Origin of the sequence: Lacticaseibacillus absianus (genome assembly GCF_013407595.1) — a bacterium.
Lineage (GTDB): Bacteria > Bacillota > Bacilli > Lactobacillales > Lactobacillaceae > Lacticaseibacillus > Lacticaseibacillus absianus.
Genome location: NZ_JABEKX010000003.1, coordinates 66,112 through 91,339, shown reverse-complemented (window position 1 = coordinate 91,339; position 25,228 = coordinate 66,112). Strand labels below are relative to the sequence as shown.

Genomic DNA, 25,228 nt, shown 5'->3' with positions numbered 1-25,228 from the left:
CATGTCTGCCCGTCACTCACTGCATTCGAACAAGCAAAACGTATAAACGCGGCCCCGCGAAAGCCCAAGTTGTGGGGTTTTCACGGGGCCGTGCCTATACGCTGGGCTAAAACCGCTTTATGGCGTAGCCTCTCTGTCTATGTGTGTCGGCCCGCTCGTTTAGTCACGCGCTGACGTACCCAGACACTAGCTTACAGCTGCTTGTCGACTTGGTCGAAGTCCAGCTCTGCGCTGACTTCGCGTTCGAACATCATCATGGAGACCTTCAGCTTCGACTTCTCCTTGTCGACCTCGGTGACCTTGCCTTCTTGACCGGCGAAGGCGCCGTCGACGATGGTGACCGGCTCGCCGACCGTGAAATCAACGTTGGTCTGGCGCGTGCTCATGCCGAGGCTGTGGAGGATCCCGGCGACTTCGCCTGGCAGCAGTGGGCTCGGCTTGCTGCCGGCCCCGTGGGAACCGACGAAGCCGGTCACCCCTGGCGTGTTGCGGACCACGAACCAAGATTCATCGGTCATGACCATCTCGACCAGCACGTAGCCGGGGAAAGTCTTTTCCATCTTCTTCTTGGCCTTGCCGTCCTTGACCTCTTCTTCCTCTTCTTCCGGAACGATCACCCGGAAGATGTAGTCGTCCATGCCCATGGAGCTGACCCGGGACTCGAGGTTCGTCTTGACCTTATTCTCGTAGCCGGAGTAAGTGTGCAACACGTACCATAGTTTCTCTGCTGATTCGACCATCATTGCTCTCCTTTATTTTGGCGAAAATAAAAAAACCGGCCTCATCACGAGGGGCGGTTTTTTCCGTTTGTCTGTCCTCAGTATACGCACATCGAACAGGAATTTCAAATCAAAAGATAAACGCTTTGAGTACCAGCAGGATGACCCAGTCAACCAACGCGAAGTACGCAGCGAACAAGATGGAGGTGATGATCACCGTCGAGGTGTCGCGCCGCGTCTCTGCGGCGTTCGGCCAAGTGACCAGCTTCATCTCTTGAATGACACTCTTGATGAACTTCATGTGGCTCCCTCCTTACTTCGTTTCGCGGTGCTCGGTCACGCGCTTGCAGTATTTACAGAACTTGTTCAGCATCAACCGCTCGGTACGGCGCGGGTTCTCGGGAACGAAGTAGTTCCGGCGACCACACACGGAGCAGGCCAAGGCGACTTTTTTCACACTCATGATCGGCCTCCAGTTATCCTCTTAGACTACCAAAAAAACGGTCAGCCCGCAAGTAGCCCGTAGAGGATCAACACGCACACTTCAGCGCCGAAGGTCTTGAGCATCGTGTCGATCGCCGTGCCGAACGTCGCCTGCTTGCTCTGCTTCGCCAGGAAGCGGCGCGTGTTGCGCCACGCCAGCGGCCACAGCGCCAGGACGATCAGCATCGGCCACGGGAGCAGGCGTAGGACCACCGCCAGCGCGATCGCCGCATAGGCCAGCGCCGGCAACCACGGGTAGACGCGCAACGCCCGGGCCCGGCCCAGGTAGTACGGCAACGTGAAGCGCTGGTTGCGGATGTCTTGGTCTAGGTCGCAGATATTATCTGCGAACATCGTGGCGGCGTCGAATAAGACGATCGGCAGCGCCACGATGAACAACCGCGCCACCACCGCGAGGTCGACGTTCAGGCTGAACTGGCGCGCCGCCAGGGCCAGCGTGACCGGATGCGGCACCACGTTGACGAAGACCGCGATGAAGATCGTGCCGAAGCCTTCGCACAGCCCCGCCAGCGCCTCACCGCTGGGCACGCGCGACAGTGGCACCGGGCCATAGGTGTAGAACACGGCGACGAAGACTGCGGCACCACCGATCAGTAGCAAGCTGAGGTCCGTGCGCCACACCAAGATCAGCCCGCAGGTGCAAGCGAGCGCCAACAGGCCGAGCATCAGAGCCAAGAGCCGGCGCGGGTCGAGGTGTTCACGGCCGATGATGTTCTGTGTGGCGCGGTAATGCGCATCCTGGGCCTTGTAGAAGTCCTGCACGTTGTTGAAGCCGGTGACGAACAGCGCGATGCTCATCTGCCCGACAAAATAGATCCCGGTGTTGACCCAGTTGAGCTGGTGGAAAACCACCCACGCATACGCGCAGCCAAACAGGAACGGGAGCAGGCTGGCCAGCTTGGCCGGCAAGCGGATCAGCTCAATGAATAGTGGCCAGGTCAACGGTCGTGTCTCAGTCATGGCGTCCTCCTATCTGAATCCTTGCCAGAGGTTCACGGCGCACAGCACCGCGACTTCTGCGCCTGCCGTCATCAGCAGGTTGCCCACCGCCGTGTTGAACGTCAGCCGGCGCACCTGCACCTGCAGGAACTTGCGCACGTTGCGCCGAATGCGGGGCCACACGCCCCACACCAGTAGCATCGGCCAAGGCAGTAGGCGCAGCCCGACACCCAGCGTCAAGCAAGCGAACGCCGCGACCGGCAGCCACGGGTACAGGCGAAGGCTGCGGTCGTGGCCCAGCAAGACCGCCAGCGTCTGCCGCTGGTTGACAATGTCTTCGTCGATGTCACAGATGTTGTTGGCGAACATGATTGTCCCATCGAGGATCACGATCGGGAGCGCGACGACTAGGATCGTCAGCAGCACCTGTAGGTCGGCTGTCGCGATGAACCCCCGCCCGCTCAGCCGCAGCGTCAGCGGATACGGCGTCACGTTGACGTAATACGCGATGAAGATCGTGCCTAGCCCTTCCGTCAGCCCAGAGGCGACCTCACCGATCGGGAGCCGCGACAGCGGGACTGGCCCGAAGGTGTAGCACACCGCGATCAGGATCGCGGCGCCACCGACCAGGAGCAAGCTGAGGTCGGTCCGCCACACCAAGAACGCCCCGGCACCGCACGCGACCACCAGGAAGGTCAGCATCAGCGCCAGCACCCGGTAAGGCGATAGGTGCGCGGTCCCGATAATGTTGCCCTTGGCGCGGTACGCCGGGTCCTGCGACTTGAACCAGTCCTGCACGTTGTTGAAGCCGGTGACGAAGATCGCGATACTCATCTGGCCGACGAAGTAGACTGCGGTGTTCACCGCATCAAACTGTCCGCGCGCGTACCAGGCGTAGCTGACCCCGAGTGCGAACGGGAGCAAGCTCGCCAGCTTCGTCGGCAGGCGGATCAGCTCGAGAAATAGCGGCCACGTCAGTTTTTGCGTCGTCACCGGCCGACCCCCAGGCTCAGCACCAGCCCAAGGATCAGGCCCCCGTTTTCGAGCACCAAGTTGCGGATCGCCATCGGGAAGGTCGTGCGCTTGTCCTGCTTGTGGGCGAACCGATTCGCGTTGCGCGCGACCAGCGGCAGCGTCACCAACGCGGCCAGCGCCGGCCACGTCAAGGCGCCCAGCACCACCGCGAGCACGAGCGCCAGGTAGCCGATGTACGTCAACCCGAGCCACAAGCGCACCCCGCCGGTCACCCCGAGGTACATCGGCAGCGTCATGCGGTGATTGCGTGTGTCCTGCTCGATGTCCGACAGGTTATTGGCCAGCATCACGTTGGCAATCGTCGCCATCGGGGTGACGCAGATCAGACCTAAGGCGATCAGTGCGATCAAGTCGCCGCTCAGTGTCAGCTGCGGCCAGGTCAGCCGCAACGCCAGGAGCTTGGCCGAGTCAACATTGACGTAGACGGCGATGAACGGGATCCCCAGCCCCATCGTCACACCAGAGAACACCTCCCCAAGCGGCAGGCGGGACAGCGGCAGCGGCCCGAAAGTGTAGAATACGCCGATGCCAAAGCACAGCATCCCCAGCACCAAGAGCAGCCAATCCGTTCGCCAGACCAGGAGCAGCCCAAGCGCCGTTGCGATCGCCAGCATCCCCACGATCAGTGCGGTCACTTGCCGCACGTCGAGGTGCGCGCGCCCGATCACATTGGTCGTACGCCGGTAGTCGTCATCGTGCGCCTTCTTATAGTCCATCAGGTTATTGATCCCGGTGGTGGTCATGTCGAAGATCAGCATCGCGGCGAAGAACAGCACAGTGTTCAGCCCATTCAGCTCACCGAAGTAGACGAACGCAAACAGCACCCCGACCACGAATGGCAGGATGCTGGCGAGTTTCGTCCGCGCCTCGACGAGTTCTAGAAAGATCGGTACAGACATAGTCTCCCCCTATTGTTGCGGCAGCGTGGCCAAGGTGTAGCCAGACTTCTTCAGCAGCTTGAACTGCCCCTTCAGGCCACTGGAGATGTAGACCTTCTTGTCCTTAGTGATGAAGATCGCCTCGGTGTCTTTTTGCTTCTCGATGAACGCCATGCCGCCTGCCAAGCCCTTGTCGAAGGTCGCTGTCGACAGCGCGTCACCATTGACGCTCTTAGCCGTCACGATCGACACCCCCATCAGGTTGTTGTCGAACGGATAGCCGGTCTTCGGGTTCATCAGGTGCATGTACAGCTTGCCGTCGACTTCGATGTAGCGCTCGTAGATGCCACTGGTGACGATCGTCTTGTTGCTGGCCGGTAGCGTGCCGATCGAGGTCCCGCGGCTGCGCTTCGGGTCCTGGATCCCGACGGTCCACGGCTTATCCTTCGCCTTCGGGCTGTGCCCGAGCACGTAGATGTTACCGCCTAAGTCGAGGATCGCGGTGGTCACGCCGTTGGCGGTCATCACCTGGGTTGCTTTGTCGGTGATGTAGCCTTTGGCGATCCCGCCGAGGTCGATCGCCATACCTTTTTTCTTCAAATAGACGGTGCGCTTCTTGGCGTTGAGCACCACGTCCTGGTAGTGGACCAGCGGCAGGGCCGCATCGATCTCGCTTTGGGCCGGCTTGCGCGCATCGTTGAAGCCGATGTGCCAGAGGCTCGTGATCGGACCGATCGCCAAGTCGAAGGCCCCGTCGGAGCGCTCGCTCCAGTCCTTGGCGTAGGCGATCAGGTCGTAGACGTCCTGGTCGACCTTGACGGCCTTGACGCCAGCTGCGTTATTGACCGCATCGACCTGCGAGCCTTTTTGGTTGACTGTGATCGCATCCGCAAGTGACTGGATGCGATCGAACGCCTTGGCGAGGACCGCCTTTTTGCCTTTGTCATAGATGCGCAGCGTCACCACGGTCCCCATCAGGAACTTGGTGTCTTGGTACGGCGTCTCGAGCAACGTCGGCGCCTGCTTCTTCGGGGCTGCGGCCTTGCCGCAGCCGACCAGCGGCGTCACCAGCGCAACTGCGGCGATGATGCCGATCAACCATTTTTTCATTGCGATTCTCCTTTGATCCGAGTGCGGGCAGTGCCCGGCCCTCTCAGTATACCGGCATCGCCCGCCCGGCGCTACCGCGCGTGCCCTGGCAATCAAAAAGGCCGAGCCGCAGCCCGACCTCTTGATTCATAACGTCTGACAACTATTCAGCAAAAACGATGTTGTCGACTTCGATCTTGGCCGTGTTGCCGGCCTGAGCCGCGTTGATCAGCTGCTCTGCGTACAGGATGAAGCTGCCAGAGGAGTGGGTCGCACCGGACACGACGTCAACGTCGGCCGGGTTCTGGGTCTTGACCAGCTCTTCGTTCAACTTCGGCGTGTATTCAGCAGGGCCGACGCCGTTGACCTTCTTCATGCTCTTTTCGTAGTCCGCGTCTTTGGTCTTGGACTTGCCGTCCTTGTCGACGTTGTCGAACTTGCTTTCGGTGATCTTGCCACCCGCAACGACGATCGTGAAGGTCGTCCGGTAACCGTGGGAGTAGTTCTTTTCTTCCAGGGTGTAGGTGCCGTCCTTCATCTTATCCGTGTTGTGGATCTGGATGGTGTCGGTCTTGCCCGCCTGAGCTGCCTGAACCAGCTGTTGCGCATAGTTCTTGAAGCTCTGGCTGGATTCCGTCGCACCGGAGACCACTTCGATGCCGGCAACGTTAGAGCCGTTCTTGGTGAAGGCATCGTTCAGGGCCGGGATGTATTCTGCCGGGCCGGTGCCGCTCTTCGCCTTCATGCTCTTTTCGTATTCCGTATCTTCGGTCTTGGACTTGCCATCCTTGTCCTTGTAGTCATACGTGGTCTTGGTGACCTTGCCGTCTGCGACGGTCATGGACATGTCGACCTTGTAGCCGTGGCTGAAGCCGAGTTCTTCCAGCTTGTAGGTGCCGTCTTGAAGGGCGCCGCCAGCGGTCTGCTTCGCTTCCGTCGTCTCTTCCTTCTTGCTGGAGGAGGACTTCTTTTCTACCTTAGAGCTACTTGTCTTGCTGCTCGAATCCTTCGCGTTGTCGGCGTTCCCACACGCAGCCAACGTTAAAGCGGATAAGGCGATCAGTGAGACACTTGTCAGAGTCTTTGCCAGTTTCATATCCGAATACCCCTTTGTGTTAAATATTTGAAGACCTTTGTGTTACATTTCACACAAATCAAGTGTAATCAGGCCATGTGCAAAAATCAACAAGAATCGCGAAATAATGAGCGCTTTCTCATTTTTATGGCAACGCTTACGGTAACCGTTTTACCGCCCATACCACGGTCACAAGCATGACTCAAGAAAAACGCTCCCTTAATTCGTGAAGAGATGGACAATACCTGTGCATTAAATGTATAATCGGTGTTGCAATTAGCCAAACTTTTGGCATTATTCACACTAAGGAGTGTTATCCATGGCGCAAAAAAACATCGTTATCGTCGGCGCCGGTTTCGCAGGCGTTTACGCCACGAAACGGTTAGCCAAGCATTTTAAGCGAGACAAGGATGTCACCATCACCTTGATCGACCGCCATTCTTACTTCACCTACATGACCGAGCTGCACGAAGTGGCCGCCGACCGTGTGCCCGAAGACGCAATTCAATACGACCTGCAACGGCTGTTCTGCCGCCGCAAGAACGTGAAGATCGTCACGGATAGCGTGACGACCATCGACCGCGAGAACAAGCTGGTCAAGACCAAACACGGCGCCTACCCTTACGACTACGTGATGCTGGGCATCGGCTCGGAGCCGAACGACTTCGGCACCCCAGGCGTCAAGGAGCACGGCTTCACCTTGGGTTCATGGGAACAGGCCGTTCAACTGAAAGAACATATCCGCGACGTCGTTCGCCGCGGGGCCATCGAGCACGACCCGGCCAAGCGCAAGGCGCTGCTGTCTATCGTCGTCGTCGGCTCCGGCTTCACCGGGACCGAAACGATCGGTGAACTGCGCGACTGGCGCGACACGCTGGCTAAAGAGAACAAGTTGGCCCCTGAAGAGATCAGCTTCGCGCTGATGGAAATGGCGCCGACCATCATGAACATGCTGGACCGCAGCGACGCAGACAAGGCAGAACGCTACCTGCTCAAGAAGGGCGTCCAAGTCATGAAGAACACCGGCGTCGTCGGCGTTCACGAAGACCACGTCGACCTCAAAGACGGCTCGACCTTCCCGACTGCGACACTGATCTGGACCGCGGGGGTCAAGGCGACGGATCAGGCCAAGAACTTCGGCCTGACCCAGGCGCGCGCCGGCCGCATCGTGGTCGATGAGACCATGGCGTCCAAGGACGACAAGAACATCTACGTCGTCGGGGACGTGTCCTTCTTCGACGGCCACTCCGACCGCGGCGAACCCCAGATCGTCCAAGGCGCCGAAGCGAGTGCACACACCGCGCTGGTCAACATCCAAAACGCGATGGCCGGCAAGCCTGCCGACGTCGCCTACAAGGCCTCCTACTCCGGCTTCATGGTCAGCCTGGGCTCCAAGTACGGCGTCGCCAACATCATGGGCTGGCTACACCTCTCCGGGTTCTTCGCGATGTTGATGAAGCACCTCGTCAACATGCTCTACTTCCTCCAGAACTACTCGGGCTACTACTTCTTCCAGTACCTGATGCACGAATTCTTCCGCACCAAGAACGACCGCAACATCATGCGCGGCCACATCTCACGCCAAGGCAACGTGCTCTGGGCCGTGCCTGCGCGCCTCTACCTCGGGGCGATGTGGATCGTCGATGTCTCCCACAAGATCTCCGGGGACGCCTCTTGGTTTCTGCCGAAGCTACGCCTGCCGTTCGACTGGCTGCAGCCGGCTGCGACCTCGGGTGCGTCTGCAGCCGGCGCCGATGCGACAAGTGCCGCATCTGGCGCTGCGTCTGGGGCCGCCGAAGCGACGACGACCGCAGCCAAGGCCGTTTTCTCCCTGTCCTATGAGTACGGCAAGGAGCCGATGATGGTCTTCGACAAGATGCCGACTTGGATGTACAACATCACCAAGGCCATGATCCCGAACCAGGACGTCGCCTTCTTCATGCAGCGGACGATGACCGTCGTCGAGCTGCTGATCGGCCTGGCCCTCTTAGCGGGTTGCTTCACCTTCCTGTGCGGTGGCGTCTCCGCCATGTTCACCATGATCTTCTGCCTGAGCGGGATGTTCTACTGGACCAACATGTGGATGATCCCCGTGGCGATCGCCGTCATGAACGGCTCCGGCCGTGCGTTCGGCCTCGACAAGTGGGTCGTGCCATACCTGCAGAAGACCTTCGGCAAGTGGTGGTACGGGACACCAAAGGCACTATACGGCAGCGACGTGGTCAAATAAGCGCGTTGTCTCACGTAGGGTTCTGGGGTAGACTGGCCCCAGGACCCTATTCTTTTTGCGGCGATCGCGTCATGAAACACGCCGCATGAACTGTACTAACCGACGCGTGCGGTGACCCGGCCAGACGGCGCCTTCGCGACCGCGGCCGCACGCACACGGATCAGAAAGGAGGCCTGGCATGCGTCGCTATCTTCATATGATCAGACCCTTCGATGTGATCATCGTCGTCGTGCTGATGGCCCTGTCCTTCCTGCCAGTGGTGCTCTTTGCGCGCGCAGAAGCCGCGCAACAGGCCCAATCACCAGCGCACAGCACGCGCGTCTTGACCGCAGTCGTCACGCATGACGGCGAAGAAGTCTACCGGATCAAGCTGACCGGCCACCAGGGCACGACCCGCTTCCGCTACAACGACGGCGGCGATTACAATGAGATCGTCACCACTGGCGCACAGATCCAGATCACCGAAGCTGATTGTAGCGACCAGGTCTGCGTGCGCCGGGGCAAGATCAGCAAGCCCGGTGAGACGATCGTATGCCTGCCGCACAAGCTCTTGATCGAGATTCACTCCTCCAAGGGCGAGCAGACGGGAGGCATGGTGACCGAATGACAAGACCTTACCGACCCGAACGGACCCGCCAGATCATCTTCATCGCGCTGCTGTGCGCACAAGGCGTGATCATCGGCCTGCTCGAGCGGATGATCCCGTTTCCGTTCGCCTTTGCCCCCGGTGCTAAGCTCGGACTGGCGAATCTAATCACGATCATCTCACTGTTCACAATGTCTTTACCGGACAGCTTCCTCCTGATGGTGCTGCGCCTGCTGCTGACCACGCTGCTCGGCGGTACCCTCTCGACCTTCCTGTACAGCGGTGCCGGTGCCCTGCTGAGCTGGGCGGGGATGCTTGCGATCAAACAACTGGGCGAGCGGCGCGTCAGCATGATCGGCATTAGCGCAGCCGGCGGGATCTTGCATAACGTCGGCCAGCTAGTCGTCGCCAGCTGGATCGCCCAGAGCTGGACCGTGATGCTCTACCTCCCAGTGCTTTCTGGGATGGGCATCCTCGCCGGTATCGCCGTCGGGATCGCCGCCAACTTCTTATTCGCGCACATCGACACGCTGCGACGCCTGCGGTTCGACCGCAGCCGCCACGATTAATCCCAAAAAGGAGTTCATTATGCAGATCCATCCCATGTGGGCCGACTACCCGGCACTCGCCCCGGAACTCGAAGCGACGCTCGGGCTGATCGAGACCAACATCCACCCTAACAACCAGCCGGTGGCCGACGCCCTGCTCGCGATGATCAACGCCGGCGGCAAGCTCTTGCGGCCGGCATACTGCCTGCTTTTTGCCCAGTTCAAACCCGTGGATCGGCAAAAAATGATCGCCTTGGCCGCGGCCGTCGAGTCTCTGCACACGGCGACCTTAGTCCACGACGACATCATCGACAAGTCGGCGACTCGCCGCGGCCTGCCGACCATCAGCGCCCAGTTCGGGCCGGATGTCGCGGTCTACGCCGGGGACTACCTGTTCGTCGTCTGCTTCAAGCTGATCGCGCACTGGGCCAGCGACCTGCGCTCCGTGCAGCAAGACAGCGCCAGCATGGAGCAGATCTTGAATGGTGAGCTTGCACAGATGGGGCGGCGCTATAACCTGGAGATGACCATCGACGATTACCTCAACCAGGTCTCCGGCAAGACCGGGCAGCTCTTCGCCCTCGCCTGCTTCCTCGGCGCCTACGAGAGCGGTAACACAGGCCGCTTCGCCAAGGTCGCTGAGCGCACTGGGATGGCCGTCGGGATCGCCTTTCAGCTACTGGACGATATCCTCGACTACACCAGCACGCTCGACACGATCGGCAAGCCGGTACACGAGGATATCCGCCAGGGAGTCTACTCGGCCCCGCTGATCCTCGCGATGGCTGACCACCGCGCCGAATTCGCGCCTTACCTAGCGCGTCAAGCCGCGATGACCGACGCCGATATCCAGGCGGTCTTGGCCCTTGTCGCGCGCTACGACGGCGTCGCCCTAGCCCGACAGATGGCCCAACGCTACACCGACCAGGCACTGGCGGCCATGCGCAAGCTCCCGGACCGACCGGCGCGCCAGACCCTGATCCAGTTGACCACCCAGCTACTCACGCGACAAAGCTGAGTGCGACGTGACGAGTCAACCGATGAACGCGAACCAGGTCGCGCCATAGCGCGGCTCAGCCCGAACACCCCTGTAGAACCGACGCCGGTCGGGTTTACAGGGGTGTTCGTCGACACAAGCCTTATCCGTTGACTGTCCCTCACTGTAACGCAAGGTAGCGCAAATACTTCTCTTTGGCCCGCTCCAAGGCGCGGCGCATCCGGGGCTGCTGCGCTTCTGGGCGACCAAGCAGATTGACTTGAAGCGCCAGCAGCTCAAGCGGCGACAGGGTGGCAAAGAATCGATCCGCGGTGGCCAGAAAGATCAGCTCACGCTCGCGCTCATCATGCGTCAGCGGATAGGTCGCGTACTCCGCGTGCGGATCGGCCACCAGCGTCGCCGTGCTGTCGATGTGGCGCTTCTTGGCCATCTGGCGGCGCAGCAGCGAGCGGTAGTGTGAGCGCAACACTAACCGGTAGTACGGGCCGAACTTGGAGCCCCGGCTGCCATCATAGCGGCCCACGGTCTTGAGCAACGCGATCCGGGCCTCTTGCAGCCAGTCCTCCTGCTCGAAGCCGATCAGGTAGAACTGGCGTACCGTATTGCCAACGAGTGGCAGATATTGGCGAAACAGGCGCTCGAACGCCACAGAATCCGTCCGCGCCAACCGGATCAGTTCCAACTCCTCCTCAGTCATCAGCCGCACCCCCTGCGTCTGGTCGAAGCGATCACGTGCCCGTATCGTACCAGCCGGGTCAGTGAATTGCCTACCGAACAGGCGTTGGGGGAACAAAATAGTGAAATCGGTTACAACATCGTTCGTCGCGAGATCTGTGCGGTACCACATGAGAAAAAGCCTTGAAATCAGTCCAAAGTCTGAGTTTGTTCACATTTTAATCAAAATTATCTATTAGAATAGGTCCCATTACAGATTGGAGATGACATTATGGACAATGCGACATCCATCGCCGCCTCCGCAGGCCGCCCCACGCGGATCAGCTGGCAGGGCCTTCTGCCCTGGTTGCTCCCCGTAGGCCTGATCATCGTGTGGCAAGTCGCGGTTGGCCTAGGCTGGGTCGATAGCAAACTGATCCCCTCGCCGCTTGCGGTGGTCCAAGACGGGATCACCCTCTGGCAAAGCGGTGAGCTGCCCAAAAACATCAGTATCTCGCTCTTTCGCGCGACCGCCGGCTTCGCCTTAGGCGGCAGTCTTGGCTTCGTCCTCGGCATGGCCAATGGCCTCTCGAAGACCATGCGCGCCTTATTCGACACCTCGATCCAGATGCTACGCAACATCCCGCACTTATCCCTGATCCCCCTAGTGATCATCCTGCTGGGGATCGGTGAATCCGCGAAGATCTCGCTGGTCACGATCGGCGTGATGTTCCCGGTCTACATCAATACTTACCACGGCATCACGAGCATCGACCCGGAGCTGTTGGAGATGGGCAAGGCTTACGGCCTCTCGAAGCGCGCCTTGCTCTCGAAGATCATTTTTCCAGGGGCCCTGCCGACGATCCTCGTCGGGATCCGCTACGCGCTCGGGGTAATGTGGACCACGCTGATCGTCGCCGAGACGATCTCGTCGAACTCCGGGATCGGCTACATGGCGACCAATGCGCAAGAATTCATGAACATGGACACAGTCTTGCTGTGCATTGTGATCTACGCGCTGCTCGGCAAGCTATCTGACTTGATCGCCAAGGCGCTCGAAAGCGTCTGCCTCGCCTGGCAACAAGAGAGGAGTGCCGCCTGATGCCCACACCACTAGTGCGCTTCGCGAACATCGGCAAGGTCTACGGGGATAACGTCGCCTTGCACGGGGTGAACTTCGACCTCTACGCCGGCGAGTTCATCGCCTTGGTCGGGATGAGCGGCGGGGGCAAGAGCACGATCTTACGCCTGATGGCCCAGCTCGAGTCGCCGACCAGCGGCACCATCACCTACGCCGAACCTGGTCTGGTCACGCGGGTGATGTTTCAAAACGACCGCTTGCTCCCGTGGATGACCACGCTAGAGAACATCTCCTTCAAGAGCCACGACGCCGCCCAGCAGGCGAAGGCGCAACACGCGCTTGACGCCGTCGGACTGCATGACTTCGCGCAGACCTACCCGAACCAGCTCTCTGGCGGGCAGAAGCAACGCCTCGCACTGGCCCGCGCGATGATGGCCGACCCTCAGCTGCTGCTCCTGGACGAGCCGCTGGGGGCCCTCGATGCCTTGACTCGCCGCAACATGCAGGACTTCATCACACAGATCTGCGCCGAGTCGCACCTGACCACGCTGTTGATCACCCACGACGTTGACGAAGCGGCGCGCATGGCCGACCGTGTGATCGTCGTCAAGGCCGGCACGAACGTGTACGAAGCGGCCGGCGCCAAGGGCAAGTCCGCCGAAGACGTCGCGCGCGTGGCCGATGAGGTCTTGAGCGTGATCCTCGCCCCTGAAGACCGCCCGACCGTCAACGAGGAGGGATGATCATCAGTACCGCGAGAATCAAAAAACCATACCTCTACGAAGTCGACCTGATGCGGGTCTTCTTCATTTTTGGGGTCCTACTGAACCACACCACCACCGCGTTTTCCCAGAACATGGTCGCCGCAGAAGGGGGCCCGCACATGACGCTGCTGGCCACCCACCTGCTGATCCACTTCACCCGGATGGGCTTCATGTTCATGACCGGGCTGGTCTTGACGCTCAATTATTACGACCGCAACGACTGGCCGACCTTCTTCAAGAAGCGCTTCGCCGGCTCCGGCTGGCCCTACCTGCTGTGGAACATCGGCCTGCTGACGGGGTTGACGCTGATCAGCTACCCCGGCTTCGACTGGACGCACTTCGGCCCCACACTGCTGAGCGCGATCCTGCACGGCGATCAGTTCTATCTGTACTACATCGTCGTCACCCTGCAACTGTATGTCGCCTTCCCGCTGATCGTCTGGCTGTTCAAGACGTGCGCTAAGCACCACCTGACGATCCTGGCAGTCAGTTTTGCCCTCCAGATGGCGCTGATGTTCGGGATCAAATACGGGCTCCCGCATGTCGACCGGAGCAACTGGCTCTGGTGGTTCCGCGCATACGGTGTCAACGTGCTGACGTACCAGTTCTACTTCATCTTCGGCACTTATGTCTCCTTGCACTACCAGGCGACCTACGCGTTCATTCATCGCCACCTGCGCGCCATTGCTGGGACCACGCTGGTGATGGGGATCGGCACGGTCGGCTACTACTTCTGGAACCGTCTGAGCCTGGATCTGACCCACACCGCAGCGGTCTCCCCGCACCAGCCGTACATGCTGGTGTACGACACGCTGATGATCGTCACCGTCTTTGCGATCGGCAAGGGCTACGCGCACTGGCGGACCAACGGGATGCCGCAGTGGCTCGACCGCTTCATCGCTAACGGCGCCAAGGTCTCGTTCGGGATCTACCTGGACCAGACGATCGGCCTGGCGCTGCTACGCTGGCTGCTGACGTTCATCACCGTGCCGGACTGGGCCTTACTGGTCTTGATCCCGGTGGGCTACGTGTTTGTCCTGGCCGTATCATTCGGCATCGCGTGGTTCTGCTACAAGGTCCCGCCGTTTGGCATCCTGATCGGCCGGCCACAGTGGCATGTTTTGAAGAAAAATCGGAAAGGGGCGCGTCAACTTGACCGCACTCAATCAACACCTCTCACATCAGCTGGCAAGTGAGCTGGACCACCAATTCGTCAAGGACCTCAGCCTGGATCGGTGGTTCACCGGCCGCGAGTTGGCCCAAGACATCGCGACACTGGCTGCGGTCTGGGACACACACGCCATCGGGCACCGCGACCAACTGCTGGTCTGCTTGCCGAACGCCGCCGCCTTCTGGCCGATCAATCAGGCCGCTTGGGCGCGCGGGATGGCGATGCATCCCCTGTCGCCGACCACCCCGATCAGCGAACTCCTGCGCGATCACAACGCCCACCACTATCAGACGATGATCCTGACCCCGGCCTTAGCTGCGCAGCTCACTGACCCCGCCTTCACCATCGTGCCCCTAGCGTTGCACACCGCACCAGCCCTCGCCTTGGTCTTCGACCAGCGCCTGCTGGCCGGCCGCACGCAGGCCGACTTATCGACCCCCACGGAAGAAGATATCGCGTTGATCATGCACACCAGCGGTACCACCGGTCAGCCTAAGCGTGTCGGGCTGAGCCAGCGCATCATCTTCAACGCGGCGCGCCACAACGCCGAGAGCAACCATGTTTCACGTGAGACCGTCGCGCTGATCACGATGCCGATGTTTCACATCAACGCCCAGGTGATGGCGATGCTCGCGGTCCGCTACGCCGGCGGTCAGCTCGTGATCGCCCCGAAGTTCTCTGCCAGCGCCTTTTGGCCGCAGGTCCACGATAACCACGTGACCTGGACCACGGTCGTCCCGACGATGATCATGATCCTGCTGCTCAACGATAAAGCCAACGCCGCGTACGCCCAGCTCGCCGCCGGCATCCACCTCGACGTCGTGCGCTGCTCGTCCTTCTCATTACCGGAAGATAAGCTGACAAGCTTCCAGACGCGTTACCACACCCACGTACTGGAAGGCTACGGCATGACCGAGTCATCCAGCCAGTGCACGATCAACCCGATCGACGCGCCGAAGATCGGCTCCGCCGGGCGCGCCGTCGGGACCGAAGTCGCGATCCGCACCGACACCGGCGATTTCACGCAGGCGCCGGATGTGATCGGTGAGATCGCGGTCCGCGGCGACCACGTGATCACTCAGTACATGGACCCCCACCCCGACGCCTTCGTCAACGGCTGGTTTTTGACCGGTGACCTCGGCTACTTCGATGCCGACCAGTACCTGTTCATCAAGGGCCGCAAGAAGGAGATCATCTCCCGCGGGGGCGAGAAGGTCTCGCCGGCCGCTGTTGAAAACGTGCTGAGCGAGCTCGACTTCATCGCCCAGCTCGCCGTGATCGGCTTGCCCGATCCACTGTACGGGGAAGAAGTGACCGCGGTAGTCGTCAGCCGGACCCCTGGGATCGATGAAGCGGCGGAGCGTCAAGCGTTGCTCGACTACGGCCGCCAGCACCTGGCGAAGTTCGAACAACCGACCCGCGTCGTCTTCGTCACGAACTTCCCGCGCAACGCGACCGGCAAAGTGCTCCGACCGCAACTGCGGGACCAGGTCTTAACAGGAGGATCGACCCATGACGCATAAAACCAAAGTGATCTTACTGCTGGCCGCCTTGTGCGCCTGGCTCGGCGTGGCCGTCTACGGCTACACCCAGACCGACGCCGCGCAGACCAGTCTGACCAAGGTCGTCATCGGCTACCAGAAAGCCGACCCCGTCGACATCGCGCGCCAGCACGGTGAGTTTGCCAAGAAGATGAAGGCCAAGGGCTACAAGGTCGTCTTCAAGGAGTTCCAAAACGGTGCAGCGCTCCTGACTGCGCTGAAATCCGGCAACATCAACTACGCGCGCCTAGGCGACGCCCCGCCGGTGATCAACCAAGCCGCCGGGCTCGACCTCGTCTACATCGCCGCGGGGGCCGATAAGATCCAAGGCACCGAGGTCCTTGTGCGCAAGCAAGCCAACATCAAGACCCTGGCCGACCTCAAGGGCAAGCGCATCGCCTACGCCAAGGGCACCACCGCCCAGTTCATGCTGATCCAGACGCTGCTGAAGGCGAACCTGACGGTCAACGACGTCACCATCGTCGACATGGACCAAAGTGCCGCCAGCGTGGCGTTTGCCAAAGGAAAAGTCGACGCCTGGGTCTCCTGGGATCCGTACACCGCCACCGCCGAGATCGAGCAAAACGCGGTGGTGCTGACCAACTCCAAGGGCCTGTCGATGGACCGCGACTTCGTGGTCTCCTCACGCAAGTACGCCAGCAAGCACACCGACGTCTCAACGCTGTTGATCCAGTACCTAGCCGAGGATATGGACTGGGCCAATGCTAACCATGACAAGCTGATCACGATGCTGACCAAGACCCTGCACCTCTCCAAGGCCGTCATCAAGAAGACTGTGGAGCGGCGGACCTACGCCATGGGCAAGGTCACCCCGGCGATCCTCAAGGAACAACAGAAGATCGCCGACGTGTTCTACGAGCAAGGCATGATCCAAAAAAAGATCGACGTCACCGACGCGACCTTGAAGTAACACCGGGCTGGACGCCTGAGGAATAAGGCATACAGGCAACGCCCTTTCTAACGCATGTCTGCCTGTAACTCACTGCGTTCGAACGGGCAGCGCAAGCCGTATAAGAGAGACCCCCTGCAAAACCTAAGTTCAGGTTTTCCAGGGGGTCTCTCTTATACTCTGGGCTAAAACCGCGTTATGGCACAGCCCCCTTTGATACGTGCTCACGAGCACTGGTCCTGGTCTCACTTCAGTCCCGCCACACATACCCGGCCGCACAGCCCAGCAAGAGCGCAACGTTGATCAGCAGCAGCCCCCACAGCCAGCCATCGAGGCGGCCGAAGCGTAAGGTGCGGGCCAGTGCCTGACCGACCCAGGCGAGCAGACCAGGGCGTGGCGAGCGCGTGTGCGTGGGCGTGATATGCAGCGCCTTGGCCTGCGCGCTGTTCGACTTGAGTGACGTCGCGCTGGTCAACAGGCCGACCACCACCCGCCGGTACCGCGTCCCGCGGGCGCCTTCGCAGCGGATCAGGGTCAGCCGCGCGTCGGCGGTATCCGCCAGTACGCTGACCTGACTGGCGTCGACCACCTGGTTGATCGCCACGCGGTAGCGCCAGACTGTGGTCAAGTCGCTGACCAGCATCGTGTCGCCTACCTTGAGGCCCGCAATCTGCTTGAGCAACACGTCGGCGCCGACGAAGTTATGCGCCGCCATCACCGTGTTGCCTTGCCCAAGTCGCCGCTCCGGATAGTACAAAGCGACCCCGGCGCTCAACGTCTCATCATTGATGCGGTTGAAAACAGGCAGACTGATGTCAGCTGCCGGGATCGCGAGGCGCCCGACCCCCGCACGTTGGATCAGCGACGCAGTGCTTGCCTGCGCGTTGAGCAACGTGCGCAGGTCAGCGTCTTCGATCTTGGCACGCTGGGCGACCGTGGCCGCAACGCTAGCCGCCAGGTTCGCTCGCTGTTGCGCCGCTTTACGCGGCGTGATCGTCGTCACCGGGGCCTGCAGCAGGGTCTGATACCCCGCAGCCAACAGCGCGAGGCTCGCTAGCATCGCCGCCAGCGGCCAGATGAACCACTTAATCAACCGGTGCATGAGCCCGCCTCCGTGTCAGCCACCACGCGATCAGCAGCAGGAGCAAGAACGCGACGACGGCGATCAGCCACAGGTTCTCGACGCGCCAGAGGTCGCGCGCCACCGTGACCGTCGCTTTGGCTTGGCGCATCGAGATGCGCTTACCGTAGACGATCAGGCGGTGCGAATTCACGAACAGCGGCGTACAGGTCATCAGCGCGATCCGGTCTTGGCCCGGTTGGACGTAGAATGCGCGTACCGCACTCGGCTTGGCCGGATCGACCACTTTGCGCGCATAGACCTGATAGGCGGTCTGCTGCCCGAAAGCGTTGATGTAGACCACATCCCCGTTTTGGAGGTAGCGGATATTGTCGAAGAAGATCCGGTTGGCCAGCCCGGAATGCCCCGTGATGCCCGCCATCGTATTCTTACCCCCGGTCGGGAGACTGGTGAACGGCAGCGTCCCCAGCGCCCGGTTGAGCACCCAATCGGAGTCACCGAAGTATAGTGGCATCATCTTGAGCTTGATGCTCGGGATGTTGAGGTAGCCGATCGGGCTGCGCCGATCCGGCTGCAGGGTGGCGACATCGACCTTGGTCGCCGCGCGCTTTTGCTGCTGCGCGTAGATCATCTCGTTGTATCGCTTGAGCTTAGCCGCGATCCCCGGTGCCGGTGGTAAGTAAGCCTGCTCATAGGTGCTGGTCGCCTGCTCACGCTTGGCGGTCTGCTGCCAGTTGAACAGGAACGGGGCGAGGAACAGCAAGACCCCGATGAGGAGTGTCGTCGTGAAAAACGCGTTGTACACGCGGCCACGCGTCGATCGCTTAGCCATTCTGCCGCCTCCTTCTCTGCTGCCAGAGGAACCATGCCCCCAGCCCCACCATCAGACCGAACACGACCATCAGCCAGACGTGATCCAACCGCCACAGATCGCGACGCACCGTCCGCGTGGCCTTGGCCGCGCGCATCGAGACGCGCTTGCTATACACCAGCAGGCGGTCGGTGTTCACGAACAGCGGGGTGCAGGTCAACAGCACCATCCGGTCGCGGCCCGGCTGCACATGCACCGCCTTGAGCGTTGTGGGGTCTGTCGGATCGACGACCTTGCGCGCGTAGACCCGGTAAGCCTTCGTTGTGCCGAAGCTCGTGACATAGAACACGTCACCGGTTTGCAGGTAGCGGATGTTGTCGAAGACGATCCGGTTCGCCAGCCCCGAATGGCCGGTGATCACGCCTAGCGTATCCTGCCCCCCACTCGGTAAGCTGGTCCCCGGCATCGTGCCGGCGCCGTGTGCCAGCGCCCAATCCGAATCACCGTAGTAGATCAGCGTGTTTTGCAGTTTGATCGCCGGGGCACTGATGTATCCTAGCGGCTCGCGCAGCTCGGGTTGGATCTGGCGGATCGCGACGCGCGTCGTCGGCGTGCGGCCCTGTTGCTGTGCAACGATCATCTGGTTATACGCCTTGAGCTTGGCGATCAGCGGATCGGCCGTGGCGGCCCGGTGCTCATAGGTGGTCACCGCCTGCTGATTGCGCTGGCTCAGCCAGCCGTCGTACGCGAACGGAAGCACCAACAGCAAGACGCCAAGCGCGAACAACGTGCCAAAAAACCAGTAAAACCCGCGGTCCGTCCAGCGCTTCATCTGGTCACCCCCTTAGCGATAGAGACAACGATGACCCCAGGCCATTGCCCGGAGTCACCGCGTGAGATCAGTTGCTTAGTCTTGTGCGGCTTCGCGCCGACGCTTGATATAAAGCATCGCACCGGAACCAACGATCAGTGCGGTGGCCGTCAGCAGCAGCAGGCGCGCATCGCTCCCGGTCATCGGGAGGTTCGGCAGCATGTTGTTCGCATCCTTGACCGTTGCGTCCACCTCTTTGTCCTGCGCCGCGACGACGGCGTGGATCTGGCCATCTACATCGTAACCTGCTGGGGCATCGGTTTCAACCAAGTAGTAGGTCTTGGTGTAAGTGCCGTCATCCTGCTTGTCGACCGCCAGTCCGTCGAACTCCAGCGTCCCATCCGCGCCGGTCGTCTTCGTGATGACGTTGCCGGCCCCATCTTCGAGCCACTTGCCAGCCTTGGCGTTCGCCTCGCTGGTGGCCAGTCGGAAGGTCGCATTCGCCAGTGGCGTCGCGGCCTTGGTGTCGTCGACCTTCAAGACGTCGATGTTCCCGTACTGGATGGTCGGGTTCTTATCGTCATCCTTCGGCACGTTCGGTTCGTCCGGCTTCGTCTCCGGCTTCGTATCACCTCCCGGGACCGTCGTCTCGTGGTCGGGCACGCCGGTCGCCGGCGTATAGAAGGTATCGAAGCTGTTCGTGACCTTCGCGGCCCCGATCGCGGAGTCTCGGTCGCTCGTCAAGGTCGCGGTGGTCAGCGTGGCGACGATGTTCGTAGACCCCGCCGCTTTCTTCATCCCAGCAGGCAACAGGCTGATCTGAACGACGTTGAAGTCCTTGAGTGCGCCAGTGCCGGCCTTGGCCGTCACGGTGTAGTCGGTGTCCTTCGACAGCGACGTCCCGTCCGCAGCGCCGCCGACCAACGTCACCTTGTCGACCTGCTTGAACTGTAGCGACTGGGTGTTGATCGGATCGGAGATGATCAGCGACTGGGCGAACACTTCCTTCGTCCCGGCCGCCTCATCCGCGGCGGTGTACAAGTCAGCGGGCGTGCTGATGCTCAGATCCCAGCTGACGTCTGCCCCTGCCATGATGGACTTGGTCTGCTCGGAGTTCGTGAAGGTCTTGACCGGGTTCAGCTTGATGTCTTCCGTCTCGTTTTTCGGGTAAACGTTGACGTCGTACAGCAGCGTGGCGTCGTCGTCTGCCGTCTGCGCTGTTTGGGTCATCGGCACGTGCACGATGAACGGTGCGGCCGCTGCCTTGACGGAGGCAGATTTCACTTCACTCACCAGGTAGTAGCCATCCGCTGTCGTGTCGCTACCGAGGGCCGCGACCGCCACCCCGGTCGCATCCGTCGTGACTGTCTGCGTGGTGGTACTCGTGGTGTACGTCGAGGCCTCCGATGCGACCATGTTCTTGGCCCCGTCCGTCGGCGTGATCTTGACCACGGTGAAGGCGATATTCGCCAGCGGATGCCGGCTACTGGTCACGTTGGCGGCGTCATTCGTCGTCCCGGTCGCGGCCGTCGTGGACGTCCCTCCGTCGAACTTGTGGATCGTGATCGTGCGGGCAGTGCTGCTGTCCGGCAGCACTGCGGATTCCGCTTGGGCTTGGAACGTCTGGATCGCGGCAGGAGCCACGGCCCCGAGACCGCCAAGGACTAGGCCGCTCACGGCCAAGGCGTGGATCAGGCGGGTCTTATAGTCAACTTTTTTCATCATTAGTCCTCCTTCAAGGCTTTGCGTTGGTGTATGAGTATGCCGGCTAATCCGGCGAGCCCGATGACCGTACCGACGGCCATCAAGGCGAGGCGGGCGTCGCTGCCCGCTTCGGGGTAGTGCATCGGGGGAACCGCTTCATGGACGTCGACCACAATCGTCTGCGTCCACTGCCCGGCCACCTGGGAGAAGTGTGTCATCAGGAACGGTAGCGTCTCCTCGTCGGTGACGTATCCCGGCCAGTTCGCCAACGCATCCCCCAGGCTGATCGGCTGCCCCAGCACACGACTCGAGACCGGTCGATCGGCGAACGTCGCCAGGTCCTTGTCAGTGTCCGATGCGTGCAAGACGAGTGTGTAGGTCGCCTCGGTCAAGGTATAGGTCCCTGCCTGAGCCGTACCGGTGAGGTATTGGTCGTTGCGTAACGCCTCACCTGACGCTTGGTTCAGCCAGACTTCTGTCCTGGCACTCGGTAACTGGACACTGACACCGGTCGTGTCACCGAAATGCTGACCAAAGGTGATCTGCTGCAATCCACTACCGGTGAACAGATCTGGCAAGGCGGGATCGAGCAACTGGGGCAGGTGCCAAGCGGTGGCCGTCGCATCCGTGGGATCACCGAGCGATAAGTGTGTCACTCGGGTCAGCCCAGCAAAGGCCCCGTTCAGCCGCTGTACGTTATTGGTGTGCCATCGATCAACGGGCAGCGCCGTGAGCGCGGTCATCCCGCGAAACAGGTCCGTCATGTCCGTCACGTTGTGCGTGTCCCACTGCGCAACGTCTAAGCTCGACAATGCCGAGACCCCATCAAACGCGCTGGGCATGCGCTGGACCTGACCGATGTTCCAATTCCCGACGTCAAGAACTGTCAGGGCGTGATCGCCTTGGAACATCGCGCTCATGTCGGTGACGGCACTCATGTCCAACGCCGCAGCGCCATCGATCGCCGTCAGTTGGGTCAACCCCGCAAATAGATGACTCGCATTGGGGCCAACCTTGACCGCCCCTTCGACTTTGATCGAGGTGACTTTATCCGCCAGGCTCGCCCAGGGGCTAGTCTGATTCGGATTATCCAACGTCCCACCGCTGAGGTGTAGCACGCCCGATTCGTCGAGATACCATTTCACCGCGTCGCTGCTACTACCGACGAGCCCCTTAGCTTGGACAGGTTGGACAGTGACCGTGTAATTATCCGTCGTATCCGTCGTCAAAAGTATTGACTGGCCACCGACGGTCCCAAAGGGGTTCGCTGGATACACGTACTGAAACGCGTCAAGGTTAGCCGCCGCCCAGGGATCCTTAGGGGTAAGCGTTGCACTCGTGCCCAGCGCCCCCCAGACCGAATCAGTCGCCACCGTGACAGGTTGGCCGTTCGTCATGGTCTGATAGTTCAGGTCCGCAGAGGCCACCGTCCCGTGAATGTATGTGCCTGGCTTCATCGTGGTTGAATTGTAGACCTTCGTGTTCTTCGAGTCCGCAGCCATTGGTAGCCGAACCCAGTCTGGAAACGTTGAGGTGCTCGGTGCCTTGTACTGTGCGGGCAAAACGACCGCGCCATTTTGCCCGGTGGCAGCGCCTTGTGCGCTTGGGGCATTACCGTTGACCTTAGCAGTGCTGAAGCCGGGACCAAAGTTGATCTGTCTTGCTTGAGCGGTGAAGAACATCCCCGTCATATTCGTGACATTCGCAGTGTTCCAACCACTTAAGTCGAGCACGGTCGTCACCTGGGTCGGGTCGTCCACCAAATAATTCAGGTAGAAGAACATATCGGCCATATTCGTCACCCGGCTCGTATCCCAATTCGCTAGCCCCTCTAGACCCGATCGCAGCGCCATGTTCATGTAGAACATCCCACTCATATCCGTTGTCGCAGAGGTATCCAGGTGGTCGAGGTGTACGTACTTCTGAACGCTCATCATGCCGGCAAACAGACCGGCCGCATTGGCCCCCAACTTGACTTGACCGTCAATACTGATGGTCGTGACGCCTGTAAGGCCCAACCCGATCCAATCAGATTGCGTCGACCCCAGCGTGGTACTCGCGAGCGTCCCACTGCCGAGGTGCAACGTCCCATCTGTGTCGACAAAGTATTTGACCGGTGCACTGCCAGTCGGATTATTGATGCCTTTATTGGCCCCATCTACGACATGCATTTTTAACTGGCGCGTCTGCCCAGATTCAACAGTCAGTGGTGCAGTTGGGCCAAACATAGTCAGCGCATCTGCGCCGTCTTGCGCAAACACATATTGCTTAAGGGCCGCGACTTGCCATGGATCGACGACCGTGTAACTTGACCGGTCCTTCGGTACCGCATCTGTGTAAAGCACGGCGCCGGTTGACTCATCCACATACTGGACGATCCGATCGGATACCTCGTAAGGCTCGACTGCCGTTGCACCGCTGCTCACGAGGTTCACATAGTTAGTGCGTTTGACGTCCTGGCTATCGAACCAGATCCCGGTCGACGGCAGATCAAGTGTCGCGCCGCTGGCGGTGTAGACCTTGGGCCCAAAAATGATCTTCTTGAGTGCGCGATCGTTGGCCACCCAGTTGGCCAACTGCGTGCTAGCCGGCGCTGTCCCCGTCTCAAATCCACTCAAGTCCAGGGTCTGTAAACTGGTCATGCCTGAAAACAGTCGCTGTGCGTTCGCATTGTTGATCTTAGCCGTCAGCGTTAGGGTAGTCAGCTTCGCGTCGTCCGCGAATAACCCGGAAATATCCTTCACCGCAGAAAAATCAACGTTCGTCAGCCCTTGGATCGAGGTCAGTGCCGGTAAACCCGCAAAGATATACTGCGAGTATTCTGACAGCTTCAACGCACCGGTAATCTTCAGTGTCGTGATCTGGCTGGCGAAAGCCGACCAAGGACTGGACCCTGATGTCGTGGCTGCGTACCGGCTCCCAGTCGTGCCACCCGTGATCGTCAGCGTTCCATTCTCCAGGCGCCACTGAGCAGTCCCGTCGTTGCCAGACGCGGTGTCCGCTGCAGCCACTTGCTGCGCCGGGAGCACCACGCTCACGGCCGCGACCGGTCCACCGAGGGTCAGGCCAGCCGCAGCGAGCCCGACGACCCACCGCTTGCCGGACTTATAGAGCTTCTTGCGCAAGCCCTCATCGTTGTGTGTCAATCGCGCTCACCTCCCTTCGGCGGCGTAGGCCAGCGGCCAAGACCGCTGACGCCATCAGGCTCAACAAGCCCAGTGCGAGCAAGCGCCGCCAGGGGAGCGGCGTCACGCGGCCGCTCGTCTGCATGATGCGCGCTTCTTGTTCGGCCGGCCGGTTGTCACCGGTCGCAACGTCTAAGCTCACCAGCCCTGACTTAGGGCTGTAAGCAAACACCGGGGCCTGCGCACTGAGCGTGGCGAGCACGGGTCTGGCCGGTGCCGTCACCTGTGACGTACGCAACTCTGCCAGCACGTAATGGCCGCTGACGAGGGCCGTCCCACTGAGCCTCGCGATCCCATCACGATTCGTCGTCAACACCACATCGAGTGGCGCAGTGTCACTGACGCGATAGGTGCTGACCTTGCGCGGATCGATCGGCACGTCCGCCTGCGCTGCGACCACATGCACCAGTCGGTAGCGGGCCCCCGCCAGCGGCACCGTCTGTTGCGCACTGGTCTGGCTGGCGACGCTGACCCGCTTCGTCACGCTGACGCTGAACGCAGCGGCGACCGGTCGATCGCTGGGGCCGCCGAGCAGCAAGCCTAAGGTGACCATCAAGATTATCGTTACCATTCGCTTCACACGGCATCCCCCTCACATCATCGACTTCCTGCTTACATTCTATCAGGATAATTTTCCTATCCACTTCATCTTTTGTAAGAATTCTTCGCCAGTTTTGTTTCTGTTAACGCCAAAAAGTAGCTTTTTCGAGCCAAAAACCAATTTTAAATCATTAATCAATATAATATGTTTTTAATTTTGATAATTAAGTTAACATTCGGTCGACGACCCTAAAAAACCCCATTTATACGTATTCTGTCTCGCTTCGGTCCGCCAATCACCCTTCAAAGGAGCGGACAGACAACGATGGTTCAAAATATCATTCGAAAAACGTGCATTTTGACCACAAAAAAAGA

The 25,228-nt window shown here is 60.4% G+C and carries 24 protein-coding genes; 9 read left to right on the top strand and 15 right to left on the bottom strand.

Annotated features, from left to right (window positions below; translation table 11 throughout):
• Positions 1-191 precede the first annotated feature (191 nt).
• The 8 genes from nusG to pplA form a co-directional block, all read right to left on the bottom strand.
• Positions 192-740, bottom strand: a complete 549-nt coding sequence (gene nusG / locus HII33_RS11080) for a transcription termination/antitermination protein NusG (RefSeq protein ID WP_179395875.1) — start codon at positions 738-740, stop codon at positions 192-194.
• Between the two features lie 109 nt (positions 741-849).
• A complete protein-coding gene (secE, locus tag HII33_RS11075; RefSeq protein ID WP_179395874.1) occupies positions 850-1,020 on the bottom strand; it encodes a preprotein translocase subunit SecE in 171 nt (56 codons plus the stop codon).
• A 12-nt stretch (positions 1,021-1,032) separates the two neighbouring features.
• Positions 1,033-1,182, bottom strand: a complete 150-nt coding sequence (gene rpmG, locus HII33_RS11070; protein WP_179395873.1) for a 50S ribosomal protein L33 — start codon at positions 1,180-1,182, stop codon at positions 1,033-1,035.
• 41 nt (positions 1,183-1,223) lie between these two features.
• On the bottom strand, positions 1,224-2,183 hold the full coding sequence (locus HII33_RS11065) for a UbiA family prenyltransferase (protein ID WP_179395872.1): 960 nt from the start codon (positions 2,181-2,183) through the stop codon (positions 1,224-1,226).
• 9 nt (positions 2,184-2,192) lie between these two features.
• Positions 2,193-3,155: a UbiA family prenyltransferase gene (locus HII33_RS11060; RefSeq protein ID WP_179395871.1), complete on the bottom strand. Its 963-nt coding sequence runs from the start codon at positions 3,153-3,155 to the stop codon at positions 2,193-2,195.
• On the bottom strand, positions 3,152-4,096 hold the full coding sequence (gene menA, locus HII33_RS11055; protein ID WP_179395870.1) for a 1,4-dihydroxy-2-naphthoate polyprenyltransferase: 945 nt from the start codon (positions 4,094-4,096) through the stop codon (positions 3,152-3,154). Before menA ends, HII33_RS11060 begins: the two co-directional genes overlap by 4 nt.
• Before the next feature lie 9 nt (positions 4,097-4,105).
• Positions 4,106-5,185 carry an FAD:protein FMN transferase gene (locus HII33_RS11050; protein WP_179395869.1) on the bottom strand — a complete coding sequence of 360 codons (1,080 nt, stop codon included), beginning with the start codon at positions 5,183-5,185 and terminating at the stop codon, positions 4,106-4,108.
• A 142-nt stretch (positions 5,186-5,327) separates the two neighbouring features.
• The gene (pplA, locus tag HII33_RS11045; protein WP_179395868.1) at positions 5,328-6,260 is read right to left on the bottom strand and encodes an extracellular electron transfer flavoprotein PplA; all 933 of its coding nucleotides are present in this window, start codon (positions 6,258-6,260) and stop codon (positions 5,328-5,330) included.
• Between the two features lie 298 nt (positions 6,261-6,558).
• Here pplA and HII33_RS11040 point away from each other — a divergent pair, with 298 nt between their 5' ends.
• The 4 genes from HII33_RS11040 to HII33_RS11025 all read left to right on the top strand — a co-directional run bounded on the left by HII33_RS11040 (position 6,559) and on the right by HII33_RS11025 (position 10,621).
• Positions 6,559-8,469, top strand: coding sequence for an NAD(P)/FAD-dependent oxidoreductase (locus HII33_RS11040; protein ID WP_179395867.1), 1,911 nt, complete (start codon positions 6,559-6,561; stop codon positions 8,467-8,469).
• 178 nt (positions 8,470-8,647) lie between these two features.
• A complete protein-coding gene (locus HII33_RS11035) occupies positions 8,648-9,076 on the top strand; it encodes a NusG domain II-containing protein (RefSeq protein WP_179395866.1) in 429 nt (142 codons plus the stop codon).
• Positions 9,073-9,624, top strand: a complete 552-nt coding sequence (locus HII33_RS11030) for a Gx transporter family protein (RefSeq protein ID WP_179395865.1) — start codon at positions 9,073-9,075, stop codon at positions 9,622-9,624. Before HII33_RS11035 ends, HII33_RS11030 begins: the two co-directional genes overlap by 4 nt.
• 19 nt (positions 9,625-9,643) lie before the next feature.
• The gene (locus tag HII33_RS11025; protein WP_179395864.1) at positions 9,644-10,621 is read left to right on the top strand and encodes a polyprenyl synthetase family protein; all 978 of its coding nucleotides are present in this window, start codon (positions 9,644-9,646) and stop codon (positions 10,619-10,621) included.
• 139 nt (positions 10,622-10,760) lie between these two features.
• Here the strand turns inward: HII33_RS11025 and HII33_RS11020 are convergent, their stop codons facing one another.
• Positions 10,761-11,297 (bottom strand): sigma-70 family RNA polymerase sigma factor, encoded by a 537-nt coding sequence (locus HII33_RS11020; protein ID WP_179395863.1) that lies wholly within the window; start codon positions 11,295-11,297, stop codon positions 10,761-10,763.
• A gap of 249 nt (positions 11,298-11,546) precedes the next feature.
• Here HII33_RS11020 and HII33_RS11015 point away from each other — a divergent pair, with 249 nt between their 5' ends.
• The 5 genes from HII33_RS11015 to HII33_RS10995 are packed head-to-tail and all read left to right on the top strand — an operon-like array spanning position 11,547 to position 16,742.
• A complete protein-coding gene (locus HII33_RS11015) occupies positions 11,547-12,356 on the top strand; it encodes an ABC transporter permease subunit (protein ID WP_179395862.1) in 810 nt (269 codons plus the stop codon).
• Positions 12,356-13,078: an ABC transporter ATP-binding protein gene (locus tag HII33_RS11010; protein WP_179395861.1), complete on the top strand. Its 723-nt coding sequence runs from the start codon at positions 12,356-12,358 to the stop codon at positions 13,076-13,078. The genes HII33_RS11015 and HII33_RS11010 overlap by 1 nt, the downstream gene beginning before the upstream one ends.
• Positions 13,075-14,295 (top strand): acyltransferase, encoded by a 1,221-nt coding sequence (locus tag HII33_RS11005; protein WP_179395860.1) that lies wholly within the window; start codon positions 13,075-13,077, stop codon positions 14,293-14,295. The genes HII33_RS11010 and HII33_RS11005 overlap by 4 nt, the downstream gene beginning before the upstream one ends.
• Positions 14,252-15,793, top strand: coding sequence for an AMP-binding protein (locus HII33_RS11000; RefSeq protein ID WP_179395859.1), 1,542 nt, complete (start codon positions 14,252-14,254; stop codon positions 15,791-15,793). The genes HII33_RS11005 and HII33_RS11000 overlap by 44 nt, the downstream gene beginning before the upstream one ends.
• Complete coding sequence (locus HII33_RS10995) at positions 15,783-16,742, top strand: aliphatic sulfonate ABC transporter substrate-binding protein (protein WP_179395858.1); 960 nt, start codon at positions 15,783-15,785, stop codon at positions 16,740-16,742. Before HII33_RS11000 ends, HII33_RS10995 begins: the two co-directional genes overlap by 11 nt.
• 229 nt (positions 16,743-16,971) lie before the next feature.
• Here HII33_RS10995 and HII33_RS10990 read toward each other — a convergent pair whose 3' ends face one another.
• From HII33_RS10990 to HII33_RS10965, 6 genes are all read right to left on the bottom strand, one after another.
• The gene (locus HII33_RS10990; protein WP_179395857.1) at positions 16,972-17,823 is read right to left on the bottom strand and encodes a class A sortase; all 852 of its coding nucleotides are present in this window, start codon (positions 17,821-17,823) and stop codon (positions 16,972-16,974) included.
• Entirely contained in the window at positions 17,807-18,634 is an 828-nt protein-coding gene (locus HII33_RS10985; protein ID WP_179395856.1) for a class C sortase, read from the bottom strand. Before HII33_RS10985 ends, HII33_RS10990 begins: the two co-directional genes overlap by 17 nt.
• A complete protein-coding gene (locus tag HII33_RS10980; protein ID WP_179395855.1) occupies positions 18,627-19,445 on the bottom strand; it encodes a sortase in 819 nt (272 codons plus the stop codon). The genes HII33_RS10985 and HII33_RS10980 overlap by 8 nt, the downstream gene beginning before the upstream one ends.
• A gap of 75 nt (positions 19,446-19,520) precedes the next feature.
• Entirely contained in the window at positions 19,521-21,146 is a 1,626-nt protein-coding gene (locus HII33_RS10975; protein WP_179395854.1) for a SpaH/EbpB family LPXTG-anchored major pilin, read from the bottom strand.
• 2 nt (positions 21,147-21,148) lie between these two features.
• Positions 21,149-24,274: a BspA family leucine-rich repeat surface protein gene (locus HII33_RS10970; protein ID WP_179395853.1), complete on the bottom strand. Its 3,126-nt coding sequence runs from the start codon at positions 24,272-24,274 to the stop codon at positions 21,149-21,151.
• Positions 24,258-24,893 (bottom strand): hypothetical protein, encoded by a 636-nt coding sequence (locus tag HII33_RS10965; RefSeq protein WP_179395852.1) that lies wholly within the window; start codon positions 24,891-24,893, stop codon positions 24,258-24,260. The genes HII33_RS10970 and HII33_RS10965 overlap by 17 nt, the downstream gene beginning before the upstream one ends.
• Positions 24,894-25,228: the final 335 nt, after the last annotated feature.

What these genes read in the sequence shown, in the direction of transcription:
- nusG (WP_179395875.1), bottom strand. Translation starts at nt 740, where the DNA reads ATGGTCGAATCAGCAGAGAAACTATGGTACGTGTTGCACACTTACTCC.
- secE (WP_179395874.1), bottom strand. Translation starts at nt 1,020, where the DNA reads ATGAAGTTCATCAAGAGTGTCATTCAAGAGATGAAGCTGGTCACTTGG.
- rpmG (WP_179395873.1), bottom strand. Translation starts at nt 1,182, where the DNA reads ATGAGTGTGAAAAAAGTCGCCTTGGCCTGCTCCGTGTGTGGTCGCCGG.
- HII33_RS11065 (WP_179395872.1), bottom strand. Translation starts at nt 2,183, where the DNA reads ATGACTGAGACACGACCGTTGACCTGGCCACTATTCATTGAGCTGATC.
- menA (WP_179395870.1), bottom strand. Translation starts at nt 4,096, where the DNA reads ATGTCTGTACCGATCTTTCTAGAACTCGTCGAGGCGCGGACGAAACTC.
- HII33_RS11050 (WP_179395869.1), bottom strand. Translation starts at nt 5,185, where the DNA reads ATGAAAAAATGGTTGATCGGCATCATCGCCGCAGTTGCGCTGGTGACG.
- pplA (WP_179395868.1), bottom strand. Translation starts at nt 6,260, where the DNA reads ATGAAACTGGCAAAGACTCTGACAAGTGTCTCACTGATCGCCTTATCC.
- HII33_RS11040 (WP_179395867.1), top strand. Translation starts at nt 6,559, where the DNA reads ATGGCGCAAAAAAACATCGTTATCGTCGGCGCCGGTTTCGCAGGCGTT.
- HII33_RS11035 (WP_179395866.1), top strand. Translation starts at nt 8,648, where the DNA reads ATGCGTCGCTATCTTCATATGATCAGACCCTTCGATGTGATCATCGTC.
- HII33_RS11030 (WP_179395865.1), top strand. Translation starts at nt 9,073, where the DNA reads ATGACAAGACCTTACCGACCCGAACGGACCCGCCAGATCATCTTCATC.
- HII33_RS11025 (WP_179395864.1), top strand. Translation starts at nt 9,644, where the DNA reads ATGCAGATCCATCCCATGTGGGCCGACTACCCGGCACTCGCCCCGGAA.
- HII33_RS11020 (WP_179395863.1), bottom strand. Translation starts at nt 11,297, where the DNA reads ATGACTGAGGAGGAGTTGGAACTGATCCGGTTGGCGCGGACGGATTCT.
- HII33_RS11015 (WP_179395862.1), top strand. Translation starts at nt 11,547, where the DNA reads ATGGACAATGCGACATCCATCGCCGCCTCCGCAGGCCGCCCCACGCGG.
- HII33_RS11010 (WP_179395861.1), top strand. Translation starts at nt 12,356, where the DNA reads ATGCCCACACCACTAGTGCGCTTCGCGAACATCGGCAAGGTCTACGGG.
- HII33_RS11005 (WP_179395860.1), top strand. Translation starts at nt 13,075, where the DNA reads ATGATCATCAGTACCGCGAGAATCAAAAAACCATACCTCTACGAAGTC.
- HII33_RS10995 (WP_179395858.1), top strand. Translation starts at nt 15,783, where the DNA reads ATGACGCATAAAACCAAAGTGATCTTACTGCTGGCCGCCTTGTGCGCC.
- HII33_RS10990 (WP_179395857.1), bottom strand. Translation starts at nt 17,823, where the DNA reads ATGCACCGGTTGATTAAGTGGTTCATCTGGCCGCTGGCGGCGATGCTA.
- HII33_RS10985 (WP_179395856.1), bottom strand. Translation starts at nt 18,634, where the DNA reads ATGGCTAAGCGATCGACGCGTGGCCGCGTGTACAACGCGTTTTTCACG.
- HII33_RS10980 (WP_179395855.1), bottom strand. Translation starts at nt 19,445, where the DNA reads ATGAAGCGCTGGACGGACCGCGGGTTTTACTGGTTTTTTGGCACGTTG.
- HII33_RS10975 (WP_179395854.1), bottom strand. Translation starts at nt 21,146, where the DNA reads ATGAAAAAAGTTGACTATAAGACCCGCCTGATCCACGCCTTGGCCGTG.